At 74.2% G+C, this 11758-nt stretch carries 8 protein-coding genes; 5 read left to right on the top strand and 3 right to left on the bottom strand.

The genetic code is table 11. The annotated features are described in order from the left end of the window. Positions 1-77: 77 nt before the first annotated feature. Both IOD16_RS20390 and IOD16_RS20385 read right to left on the bottom strand, forming a co-directional pair. Positions 78-1742, bottom strand: a complete 1665-nt coding sequence (locus IOD16_RS20390; RefSeq protein WP_201435702.1) for an ABC-F family ATP-binding cassette domain-containing protein — start codon at positions 1740-1742, stop codon at positions 78-80. A gap of 3 nt (positions 1743-1745) precedes the next feature. Beyond that, positions 1746-3383 carry an ABC-F family ATP-binding cassette domain-containing protein gene (locus tag IOD16_RS20385; RefSeq protein ID WP_201435701.1) on the bottom strand — a complete coding sequence of 546 codons (1638 nt, stop codon included), beginning with the start codon at positions 3381-3383 and terminating at the stop codon, positions 1746-1748. Positions 3384-3685: 302 nt separating this feature from the next. Between IOD16_RS20385 and IOD16_RS20380 the strand changes: the two genes are divergently transcribed. Next, a complete protein-coding gene (locus IOD16_RS20380) occupies positions 3686-4711 on the top strand; it encodes a DUF2330 domain-containing protein (RefSeq protein WP_201435700.1) in 1026 nt (341 codons plus the stop codon). A 92-nt stretch (positions 4712-4803) separates the two neighbouring features. Here the strand turns inward: IOD16_RS20380 and IOD16_RS20375 are convergent, their stop codons facing one another. Next, positions 4804-5604, bottom strand: a complete 801-nt coding sequence (locus IOD16_RS20375) for a GNAT family N-acetyltransferase (protein WP_236594240.1) — start codon at positions 5602-5604, stop codon at positions 4804-4806. A 208-nt stretch (positions 5605-5812) separates the two neighbouring features. On the opposite strand from IOD16_RS20375, the gene IOD16_RS20370 reads away from it, so the two are divergent. The 4 genes from IOD16_RS20370 to IOD16_RS20355 all read left to right on the top strand — a co-directional run bounded on the left by IOD16_RS20370 (position 5813) and on the right by IOD16_RS20355 (position 11675). Continuing rightward, on the top strand, positions 5813-6826 hold the full coding sequence (locus IOD16_RS20370) for a carbohydrate-binding protein (RefSeq protein WP_201435699.1): 1014 nt from the start codon (positions 5813-5815) through the stop codon (positions 6824-6826). Between the two features lie 257 nt (positions 6827-7083). Next, positions 7084-7965, top strand: coding sequence for a glycosyltransferase (locus tag IOD16_RS20365; protein WP_236594239.1), 882 nt, complete (start codon positions 7084-7086; stop codon positions 7963-7965). A gap of 9 nt (positions 7966-7974) precedes the next feature. Then, entirely contained in the window at positions 7975-9894 is a 1920-nt protein-coding gene (locus IOD16_RS20360) for an ABC transporter ATP-binding protein (protein ID WP_201435697.1), read from the top strand. Beyond that, positions 9891-11675, top strand: a complete 1785-nt coding sequence (locus tag IOD16_RS20355; RefSeq protein ID WP_201435696.1) for an ABC transporter ATP-binding protein — start codon at positions 9891-9893, stop codon at positions 11673-11675. Before IOD16_RS20360 ends, IOD16_RS20355 begins: the two co-directional genes overlap by 4 nt. Positions 11676-11758 lie beyond the last annotated feature (83 nt).

The following is an 11758-nucleotide window of genomic DNA, read 5'->3' as shown; positions in this document are numbered from 1 at the left end:
TCCCAACGACTGGCGGCGCTGAGCACCCCCGGCCCGGCCGCCACCCCGCGAGTGCGGCCGGGCCGCCCCTTCCCGCATCACCCGCCTTCGTCCACGACCACCCGCCCGACCTGCGGCGTTCCGGGCCGCGCCGGGTCGACCCGGACCTCGGCGCCCCGCCACCGCGAACGCAGCCTGCGGTCGTGGCAGGCGAGCACGATCGCGCCCGGCCCGGGGCCGAGGGCGTCCTCGATGTCGTCACACAGCGTGGGGGACAGGTGGTTCGTGGGCTCGTCGAGCAGCAGCAGCTCGGGCGGGTCCGCCACGACGAGCGCCAGCGCCAGCCGCCGCCGCTGACCCACCGACAGGTCGCCGACGGGCTTGTCCGCGTCCCACTCGTGCAGCAGACCCAGCGACAGCAGCGGCACGGCCTCGGCCCGCGCCGGACCCAGGGCCGCTTCGTACGTCTCCCGCGCGGTGCGCCCGGGGTGGTCGAACCGGGTGTCCTGGCCGAGCAGGCCGACCCGCAGCCCGGGGCGCCGGCGCACGCCGCCGGCTTCGACCAGACCGGCCAGCACGAGCAGCAGGGTCGACTTGCCGGCGCCGTTCGGCCCGGTGACCAGCAGCCGCCCGGTGGGGGGCACGTCGAGCCGGTCGACCGACAGGCGTCCGGGCACGTGCACGTCGCGCAGCGTCACCAGGGCGTCGTCAGGCGCCCGGTCCGCGGCGTCGCCGCGCACGAGGGCGTCCGGGTGGAACCGCAGGGGCCTCGGCGGCGCGGGGACCTGCCGCCGCTCCAGCTCGGCCAGCCGGCGGGTGGCGTTGCGCACGCGGCGCGCGATCTGGTTCTGCACCCGGCCCGCCCGGTGCCCGTAGCCCATCTTCTCGTTGTCGCGCTTGGCGCGGTTCGGCGCGACCTGGTGCGTCGTCACGCCGAGCGAGTCGCGCAGGGCCGCGAGCTCTTCCTGCTCCGCGGCGTGGCGCTCCTGCCAGCGCGTCCGTCGAGCGCGTTTCTCGGTCAGGTAGGCGGTGTAGTTGCCGCCGTGGCGCACCGGGCCGTCGGGCGCGGGATCGAGGTCGACGACGTCGGTGCACACCGCGTCGAGGAACGCCCGGTCGTGGCTGGCCACCACGACGGCGCCGGGCAAGCCGCGCAACTGCTCCTCCAGGAAGCCGGCCGCGTCGTCGTCCAGGTGGTTGGTCGGCTCGTCCAGCAGCAGGGCGGACGGCCTGCGCACCACCAGCGCGGCCAGCGCGAGCCGTGCGCGTTGACCGCCGGAGAGCGAGGCGAGCGCGCGGTGGCGCGCCACGTCGTCCAGGCCGAGCCCGGTGAGGACGACCTCCGCCCGCCGGTCCGCGTCCCACGCCTCGTGCCGCTGCGCCCGGTCGAGGCGGTCGGCGTAGCCGGCGAGGAGGTCCGCGTCGTCCGGGGAGTCGGCGAGCAGGCCGGCGAGCCGGTCCAGCTCGGCGAGGTCCGCGCGGGCGCCGGCCAACGCCTCGTCGAGCACGTCGGCGACGGTCGCCTCCGGGGCGAACGACAGCTCCTGGTGCAGGTAGCCGAGGTCCGCCGGCCGCTCGACGCGGCCCCGGTCCGGGTGGTCCACGCCCGCGAGCAACCGCAGCAGCGTGGACTTGCCGGCGCCGTTCTCGCCGATCAGGCCGATCCGACGGCCCGGGGCCGCGGTGAGCGAGACACCGTCGAGGACGCGCCGGCCACCGAGGACGCGCACCAGGTCGTGCGCGAGCAGAGCTGCTTCGACCACGGTTCAGCCCGCCTCGGGTGCGGCGGTCTCCAGCAGCCGGCCGTCCTCCAGCCGCAGCCGGCGGTCGATCCCGATCTCGGCGAGGAACCGCTCGTCGTGGCTGACGACGACGAACGCGCCCTGGTAGGCGTCGAGCGCGCGTTCCAGCTGCCCGGCGCTGACCAGGTCGAGGTTGTTCGTCGGCTCGTCGAGCAGCAGCAGCTGCGGCGCCGGCTCGGCGAACAGGACGCAGGCCAGCGTGGCGCGCAGCCGTTCGCCGCCGGACAGCACGCCCACCGGGAGGTGCGCCCGGGAACCCCGGAACAGGAAGCGCGCGAGCAGGTTCATCCGCTGCGCCGGCGGCATCGCCGGCGCGGACCTGGCCAGGTTCTCGGCGACGGTGAGCGCGCCGTCCAGCAGGTCGAGGCGCTGCGACAGGTAGGCGATCCGACCGTCGGCCCTCTTGACCTCGCCGCCGGCGGGCTCCAGGTCGCCGTGGATGATCCGCAGCAGGGTGGACTTGCCGACGCCGTTGGGCCCGGTGAGCGCGATCCGCTCCGGTCCCCGGATGGCCAGGTCCGCGCCCTCGCCCGCGAACAGCTCCCGATCCCCGTAACCCGCCCGCAGGCCCTCGCCCAGGAAGAGCGTGCGCCCGGCGGGCACCGCGGTCTGCGGCAGCTCCAGGGAGATCTTCTGCTCGTCCCGCAGCGCCCGCTCGGCCTCGTCCAACCTGGCCTTGGCCGCGCCGACCCGCGCCGCGTGCGTCCCGCTCGCCTTGCCCGCCGACTCCTGCGCGTTGCGCTTCATGGTCCCGGCGAAGATTCGGGGCAGCCCCGCGTTGCCGAGGTTGCGCGCCGCGTTGCTCGCCCGGCGCGCGGCGCGTTCGCGTGCCTGCTGCATCTCCCGCTTCTCGCGCTTGAGCTCCTGCTCCACGTTGCGGATGTTCTTCTCGGCGACGTCCCGCGCGGCCTCGACCGCCCGCTCGTACTCGGTGAAGTTGCCGCCGTAGTAGCGGACCTCGCCGTCGTCGATCTCGGCGACGCGGTCCACGCGGTCGAGCAGGGCCCGGTCGTGGCTGACCACGAGGAGGCAGCCCGGCCAGTCGTCGAGCACGTCGTAGAGCTTGTGGCGCGCGTCGAGGTCCAGGTTGTTGGTCGGCTCGTCCAGCAGCAGCACGTCCGGCCGCTTGAGCAGCTGCGCGGCCAGGCCGAGGGACACGACCTGGCCGCCGCTGAGCGTGTGCAGGCGGCGGTCGAGGGCGATGTCCCCCAGACCCAGCCGGTCCAGCTGGGCTCGGGTGCGCTCCTCGACGTCCCAGTCGTTGCCGATGGTGGTGAAGTGCTCTTCGTCGACGTCGCCGGACTCGACGGCCGCCAAGGCGCGCAGGACCGGCGCGACGCCGAGCACCTCGGCGACGCTCGGCTCACCGGTCAGCGGCAGGTCCTGCGGCAGGTAGCCGAGCACGCCGTCGACCGCGACGGTGCCCGCCGAGGGCAGCAGCTCGCCCGCGATCAGCTTGAGCAGCGTCGTCTTGCCGGCGCCGTTGGGCGCGACGAGACCGGTGCGGCCGGTCGGGACGGTGCAGGACAGCCCGTCGAACACGGGAGTGTCGTCGGGCCAGGAAAAAGACAGGCCGGACACGACGACGCAGGTTTCGGACATGGTGGTGAGACCTCTGAGGTGATGCGGGCACCACGGCGCCCAAGAGGAAAAGGTGGACGACTAAGACGGCCACGGCGGCAACGCCGATGGCCGATCACATCCGGATCTCACCCGGAGATGTCGTCTTCACCCGCCACGTCGAGTCCCCTTCACCCGGCTCTCCTGCCCAGAACGATAGCAAACCCCGACGACCGCCGCCGGAAACCGACCTCGGCGCGGGGCGCGCGACCCGCTCCGCCGCCGGTCGAGACGGGTGGTCCGGGTGGCGGAACCCGGCGGCGGCCGGCCGCGTCGGACGGGGCATGGCAACCGGCCGAACGGCGACCCGGATCGCGGTGGTGCTCGCGCTCGCCGCCACCCTGGTGGCGGTGGACCCCGCGACGTCCGGCGCGTGCGCCTGCGGCGCGTTCGTCGCGAACGACGAGCTGCGCCCCCAGCAGGAGACCGCGCTGGTGGAGCTGACCGGTCGCACCGAGTCGATCACGCTCTCGGTGCGGGCGCGGTCCGAGGCGACCCGAGCGGCGTTCCTCATGCCGGTGCCCGCGCGCGCCCGCTTCGAGGTGGCCGACGGCGAGCTGTTCACCGAGCTCGACCGGATCAGCCGCCCGGACGTCGAGGTGCGGCGCGTGGTGGTGGACGGCGACGGCGCGGGCGCCCCGCCGCAGTCCGATCACCGCGCCACCGTCGTGGACCACGTCGAGGTCGGGCCCTACGAGGTCGCCCAGCTCGCGGGCACCGACGCCACCGCCGTGACGCAGTGGCTGGGCGAGCACGACTTCACCCTGCCCGACGCCCTCGGCGGCGCGCTCGGGCCGTACCTCGCGGAGGGGTGGCTCGTCGTCGCGGTGCGCCTGGCGCCGACCTCCGGCAGCCTCGCCGACGGCCTGCCGCCGATGCGCCTGGCGTTCGAGACCGACGCGCCGGTCTACCCGATGCGGCTGTCCGCCACGGCCGCGGGCCGGCAGCCGCTGCGCCTGTACGTGCTGGCCGACCACCGGATGGACGTCGGCAACCCGGCGCCGCGGGGCGCCGCGCCCGACCTCACGTTCGCCGGCGAGGTGAAGCCGGACCCGCAGTACCCGACGTTGTCCGCCGCGTTGACCGGCCCGCGCTACCTGACCCGCTACGACGCGGAGTTCCAGCCGGCGCACATCACCGACGACATCCGCTTCACGCGTGCGGCGACCGACGAGCCGCACCGCGCCGTCGTGGTCGTCACCGAGTACGTCCGCTCGTCGTGGCCGTCGCCCGCGGTGCTCCTGGCGCTGCCGGCGTCCGCACTGGTCGTGGGCGCGGTGGTGGTCGTGCGACGTCGCCGGCGGGGTTGACGTGCACCACCTCCGGCGCCGGCGGTCGCGGCGTCAGGTTCCGTCCGATGTGGACGCCACCGGGGACGAGGGGCGGCCGGCGGCGGCGGGAGTCAGCCCTCGAGGCCGTAGAAGTGGACCGTCGAGTTCGGCCGGAAACCGATCCGCAGGTACACGGGCGCGCCGGCGGCGGTCGCGTGCAGGGTGGCGCGGGTCAGCCCGGTGGCCCGGCCGCCCTCGTGCAGGGCCTTCCGGGTGACCGCCTCGCCGTAGCCCCGGCGCTGCCAGTCCGGGTCGGTGGCGACGAGCGCGACGAACAGCCGCCCCGCGGCCTCGACGGACGCGGCGCACGCCACCGGCACACCGTCGCGCAAAGCCAGGTACGCGTACACGTCGTTCTTCCACAGGGTGGAACCGGCGAGCCCGTCGCGGCCGGCCTCCAGCGGGAACCCGTAGGCGCGCGAGTTCAGGTCCGCGTAGGCCAGCAGCTGGTCGTCGGTGCTCACGCGCGCGAACGTCAGGTCGGGGTGGCCCGGCTCGTCGAGCGGCAGCAGGTCGCCCGCCATGCCGGTGCCGGGGAACGCGTGCCGGAGACCGGCCCGGCCGGCGGCCGCGTCGAGCGCGGTGCGGGCGTCGTCGGCGAGGAGGTCCTCGAAGAGCCACAGGAAACCGGGCTGCCGCTTCGCGCGCATGATGTCGGCGACCTGGCCCAGGCGCTGCTCCAGCAGTTCCGCGTCCGCGCCGACCTCGGTCAGCGTGACGCAGTTCCAGAACGCGAACCGGCTGTCGGCCCAGCGGACCGCGATGCCGGGCAGGTCGCGCACGTCGGCGTCCGGGTCGCGGTCGAGGACCATGCCCCGCCAAGCGGCGGCGAGCTGCTCCACCGATTCGACCGAGTCCGCGAGATCTTTCACCGAGCCCCCTCGTGTGCAGTGCCGAAAGGGCACAGCATACGGAGCCAGGACGGTTCGGACGTCCGCACGCAACGTCGTCGCGCTATGGCCGCGCCCGCCGGCGAAGAGCAGGCTTCGGGTACCGCGACGTCCTGGGGGGACAAGCACGAGTCGTTCGCGCCCTTCCACGTCCGCGGTACGCCAATCCTTCTGTCGAGAGGAAACGGCAGTGCCGTCTTCATCGCTCTCAGCACGTCCGTCACGCCGCTCACCGCTGCGCCGGGTCGCCGTCGCGGTGGTGGCCGCCGGCGCGCTCCTGGTGCCCGCGCTGCCCGGATCGGCCTCGGCGGCGTCCGCGCCGGTCGAACCGGTCGCGGCGGCCCGGCCGACGCCGGAGTCGCCGGTCAGCGGGAAAGCCGTGCCCGCGCTGCGGGGTGACGCGGCCAGAGCCGCCGCCGGCGCCGAGCTCAGCGCGCGGGTCCTCAAGCGGGGCGAGGAGTTCCAGGCCGGGCACGAGCAGCGGCGGGCCAGTGCCGACGCGGTGCCGCTCCCGCCGTGGAGCGGCTCGCTGCACTCCGTCTGGGGCACGTTCCCGACCGTCGTCTCCGACGGCGCGCAGGCGACCCACACCGTCAACCCCGGCATCAGCATCCCGTCCGGCAACCCGGACGTGGTGTACGCGCCGACGCTCGTGCCGAGCGGCAAGACCTGCATCGAGGTCACCACGTTCTACTGGCAGGGCGGCAACGGCGTCGGCGCCTGGGACTGGTGCGCGGCCTCGCCCGGCTTCGCCGCCGTGGCGTGGATCGACTCGACGTTCCTGAGCACCTACACCACGACGTTCCAGGGCCTGCCCGCGTACGAAGTCCTGGACGTGCAGACCAACGCGGTGACCAACTCGTGGACGGCCTACCTGTACAACTACACCACCTCGTCCTGGGACGCGCTGTTCACCAGCGCCGACCCGGTCAAGCTCATCGACCCGCACGGCGGGTGGAGCATGTTCGAGGTGTACACCGAGTACAACTCGGCCACCGGCGAGGGCTACTACTGCACGGAGACCTACGGCACCCAGTTCCACGCGGCCAACCTCCAGGTCAAGCTCAACGGCACGTGGACGGCGCTGACGACGGCCAACTCCTCGGTGACGCCGCCGGGCAGCGTGTCCAGCACCGACTTCGGCTGCTACGGGCTCTCGTTCACGCTGCAGACCGCGAACAGCCACTGGCAGGTCTCGCACTGACCCACCACGGCTCGCAACGGCGATGACCACCGCGGTGTGGGCGGTCCTGCACCGCCCGCACCGCGCCCGCCGCGAGCGGACTTCGTGCGCGGTGTTGACCGGCGCTCGCGCAGCTCGGCAGACTTGCGCGGTGATCGGCGGGGCGCCACCCGGGAGAGCGGATCTCCGTGACGGTCCCGCCGGATCGCCCGGCCTCGTCGTGCGAGGCGGGACGTCGACAAGGAGAACCTCTCGTGGGTAGCTCGTCGCGTTGCACGGTGATCGTCCCGACCTACAACCGGAGACGGCTGCTGGAACTCACGCTCGACTCGCTCGCCGCGCAGGACCTGCCCCGCGACCGGTTCGAGGTGATGGTCGTCGACGACGGCTCGACCGACGACACGGCGGCCTTGGTGCGGGAGTTCGAGGACCGGCTCGACCTGCGGTACTTCTACCAGCCCGACGAGGGCTACCGGGTCGCCGAGGCCCGCAACACCGGCATCCGGCACGCCACCGGCGAGATCTGCGTGTTCGTCGACTCCGGGGTGCTGCTGCACTCCGGGAGCCTGAGCGCGCACGTCGCCGGCCACGAGGCGTCCGCGGAACCGTTGGCGCTGAACGGGTACGTGTACTGCTTCAACCTCGACAACGAGGACGCCCAGCGGATCCGCGAGGTGGTCGACGTCGAGGACGTCGACGCCTCCATCGGGCACCTGGCGCGCACGCGGGCGTGGCCGGACGTGCGCGAACCGTTCTACGAGCGGTACTCCGACGACTTCGGCCACCTGCCCGCGCCGTGGCTGATGTACTGGACCTGCCACGCGTCGGCGCTGACCGAGCAGGTGCGCGAGGTCGGCATGTACGACGAGCGGCTCCGGCAGTGGGGCGGCGAGGACCTCGACCTCGCCTACCGGCTGCACCGCGCCGGGGCCCGGTTCGCGGTGAGCCGCGAGGCGAGCTCCATCCACTACCCGCACGAGAAGAACCACGACGACAACACCAGGTTCGCCCTGGAGAACTACCGCTACATCGCGGACAAGTACGGGACGCCGATCCTCCAGCTCCTGGTCGAACAACCCGCGATCCGCTTCTCGAACTTCAACCAGGTCATCGAGGAACGCGGCCTGCCCCGCTGCGCCGACTACCTGACCGCACGGTAGACCGGCGACATGGGTGAGGGGTTGGCCGTCGCGCGGGAGCAGTTCGCCGCACGGCGGGACATCGTCCGGCTGCTCCCCCGCGCGGGCGCCTGGCTCGTCGCCGCGTCGGTCGGGGTGAACCTGCTGCTCGGGTGCCTCCCGGTCGTGTTCACCGTGGCGACGGCGGTGGTGCTCGGACGGGTGCCGGCGGCGGTGGCGGCGGGGCTCGACTCCGGCGCGTGGGACTCGCTGGTCGCGGCGTTCGGCGTCGCGGCGGGCGCGTTCGTGGCCAGGCAGCTGCTCTCCCCGGTGGAGCGCGCGATGGGCGAGTTGACGACGCGCCGGATCGACGGCCGGGTGTTCGACGAGCTGATGGCCGCGTCGCTGCGCAGCCCCGGCCTCGGACCGCTGGAGGACCAGCAGGCGCTCGACGCGCTGCGCACCGCCGCGCGCGAGGTGGAGTTCGGCGTGCAGAGCCCCGGCCGGGCGGCCACCGGGCTGCTCGCGCTGATCGCGCGGTACACCGAGCTGACCGGCTGCGCGGTCGCGGTCGGGGTGGTGTTCTCCTGGCCGGCCTCGGCGGCGCTGGTCGTCACCGTGCTGCTGTTCCGCCACGGCCAGCGCGGCGGGCTGCGCCGCTACGCCAAGACCCGGTCCCTGCTCGCCGCCGACCAGCGGGAGGTCGACTACCTGCGCGACCTGGCCGGCGGGGCCGCCGCGGGCAAGGAGATCCGGGTGTTCGGCCTGGCCGGCTGGTTGCGGCAACGCCTGCGCGACACCCACCTGCGCTACCTCGAACCCCTCTGGGCCGAACGTCGCGCCATCTACCTGTGGCCGTTCGTCCGGTTCTCGGTCGCGGCCCTCGCGGTCACCGGCGTGGTCTTCGGGGTGGTCGGCGCGACGGCGCACGAGATGACGCTCACCGGCTTCGTCCTCGTCGCGACGGCGAGCCTCGGCCTGCTGCGGCTGGCCGAGCACTACCCGGAGGCGGACCTGCCGACCGCGATCGGCATGCGGGCCTACGACGCCGTGCGACGGTTCGCCGCGCACGTCGACGCCCACGTCGACGTGCACGGGGAAGACGCCGCGCCCGTGCGGCGGCCGGCGGTGCCCGAGCCGGTCGGCGCGATCCGGTTCGAGGGCGTCGGCTTCCGGTACCCCGGTCAGCGGCGCGTGATCTTCGACGGTCTCGACCTGACGATCCCGGTCGGCCGCTGCACGGCCGTCGTCGGCGTGAACGGCGCCGGCAAGACCACCCTGGTCAAGCTGCTCGCCAGGCTCCACGAGCCCACCGAAGGCGCGATCACGCTCGACGGCGTCGACCTCCGCGCGTTCCCGGTCGACGAGTGGCGCACCCGGCTCAGCGTGATCTTCCAGGACTTCGTGCGGTACGAGTCGTCCGTCGCGGACAACGTCGCGCTCGGCGCCGTCCGCTTCCTGCACGACCGGGAGGCGGTCCGCGAGGTGGTCGAGTCGGTCGGCCTCGCGGACGCCGTGGCGCGCCTGCCCCGCGGGTTGGACACGCCGCTGGCACGGCACCTCGCCGACGGTGCGGAGCTGTCCGGCGGCCAGTGGCAGCGCGTCGCGCTGGCGCGGGCGTTGTTCGCGTTGCGCCACGGCGCGCGGGTGGTGGTGCTGGACGAGCCGACGGCGAGCCTGGACGTGCGCGCGGAGACCGGTTTCTTCGAGGAGTTCGCCCGCCTGGCCGCCGGCGCGACCACCCTGCTCATCTCGCACCGGTTCTCGACCGTGCGGCACGCCGACCACATCGTCGTGCTCGAACGCGGCCGGGTCGCCGAGCAGGGCGGCCACGCGGACCTGCTGGCCCTCGGCGGGCGCTACGCGGAGCTGTTCCGGTTGCAGGCCGACCGGTTCGCGGACCCGACCGACGTGCCCGACACCGCGGACCTGCTCGACACCGTCGACGCGGTCGAGGGAGCGCCCGGGTGAAGGTGCTCCTGACCGGCGCGTGGACCATGATCGCCACGGCGTGGCGGTTGAACCCGCGCAAGACGGCGCTGGCGGTGGTCCTGATGACGGCCGGCGCCGTCGCCGCCCCGCTGCTGGCGGCCGCGCTCGGGTGGATGACCCGCGAGGTCGTCGCGGGCACGCCGGGGCGCGCGGTGCTCGCCGGCGTGGCGGTGGCCGTGTCGGCGGTGCTGGTGCTGGCCCTCGCGCACTTCGCCCACCTGGCCTACTACGAGCTCTCGGAGCTGGCCGAGCTGGACTTCGACGAGCGCGTGATCGAGGTGTCGAACGGCTCGGCCGGCATCGAGCACCACGAACGGGCCGAGGACGCCGACACGTGGACCGTGCTGCGGCAGGAGGGCAGGCAGTTCCGGACCGGCCTCGAAGCGCTGCTCAACGGTGTCGGCCTGGTGCTCGCGGTGGTGCTCACCGCGGTCCTGCTGGCCGTGCAGAACCCGTTGTTGTTGCTGCTGCCCGTCGCGGCGGTGCCGCCCCTGCTCGCCGGCCGGGTGGCCGAACGGGTGCTCGACCGGGCCCGGACGGCGACCGCCGAGCCGACCAGGGCCGCGCTCAACCTGTTCCACCTGGCCACGTCCGCCCGCCTGGCCGGCGAGCTGCGGGTCTCCGGGGTGCGGGACGAGCTGCGGGCCCGGCACGACCGGCTGTGGTCGCGGGCGACGCGGGGGCTGTGGCGCGCGCACCTGACCGCGACGTGGGTGCGCGCGGCGGGACAGGTCGTCTTCGCGCTCGCGTACATCGGCGGCGTGCTGCTCGTGGTGCGCGACGCGATAGCCGGCCGGCGTGGTGTCGGCGACGTTGTGCTGGTGATCGTGCTCGCCGCCCAGGTCAACCAGCAGGTCGCCACGGCCGTCGCCCTCCTGCAGGACCTGCAGCGGATGGCGGGCGCGTACCGGCGGCTCACCGAGGTCACCGCGTCGGTGACCGGCCCCGCGACCACCGCGCCCCTCCACGCGCCGCCCGCCCGGCTGCGCGACGGGATCGACCTCGCCGGGGTGGCCTTCACCTATCCCGGCACCGACGTGCCCGTGCTGCGCGACGTCGACCTGCACCTGCCCGCCGGCGCCACCGTCGCGATCGTCGGCGAGAACGGCGCGGGCAAGTCGACCCTGGTCAAGTTGCTCTGCGGGTTCTACCGGCCCTCCGCCGGTCGCATCCTGGTGGACGGCGCCGACCTGCGCGGCACGGCGGTCGACGAGTGGCGCGCGCGGATCGCGGCCGGGTTCCAGGACTTCGTCCGGTACGAGTTCACCGCCCGGCACGTGGTCGGCCTCGGCGACCTGCCGCGGCTGTCGTCGGAGCCGGCCGTCCGCGCCGCCCTGGAGCGGGCCGGCGCCGCCGGCGTGCCGGACGACCTGCCCGACGGCCTGAGCACCCCGCTGGGCAAGAGCTACGCCGACGGCGCGGAGCTGTCCGGCGGCCAGTGGCAGAAGCTGGCGCTGGGCCGGGCCATGATGCGGGAGGCCCCGCTGCTCCTCGTGCTCGACGAGCCGACGTCCGCGCTGGACCCGGAAGCCGAGCACGTCCTGTTCCAGCGCTACGCCGACCACGCGAAGCGGGTCGCCGGCCGAACCGGGGGCATCACCGTGTTCGTGTCCCACCGGTTCTCCACGGTGCGCATGGCCGACCTGATCATCGTGGTCGGCGGCGGCCGGGTGGTGGAGACCGGCGACCACGCCGCGCTCACCGCCCGCGGCGGCCTCTACGCGGAGCTGTTCGCGCTGCAGGCCGAGGCGTACAGCTGACGTGCCGCCGCACCTCCGGCCCGCCCGGCTCACCGACTGACGTAACCGGTTGTGATCACTCGGAAGTGGACGCTCTTCACGCT

Source organism: Saccharothrix sp. 6-C (genome assembly GCF_016695385.1).
GTDB lineage: Bacteria > Actinomycetota > Actinomycetes > Mycobacteriales > Pseudonocardiaceae > Actinosynnema > Actinosynnema texasense.
Note: the sequence above shows the minus strand (reverse complement) of the source record. Positions and strands in the feature narration are given on the sequence as shown.

Coding starts and splice junctions, on each gene's coding strand:
- IOD16_RS20385 (WP_201435701.1), bottom strand. CDS start 3,383: ATGTCCGAAACCTGCGTCGTCGTGTCCGGCCTGTCTTTTTCCTGGCCC.
- IOD16_RS20380 (WP_201435700.1), top strand. CDS start 3,686: ATGGCAACCGGCCGAACGGCGACCCGGATCGCGGTGGTGCTCGCGCTC.
- IOD16_RS20360 (WP_201435697.1), top strand. CDS start 7,975: ATGGGTGAGGGGTTGGCCGTCGCGCGGGAGCAGTTCGCCGCACGGCGG.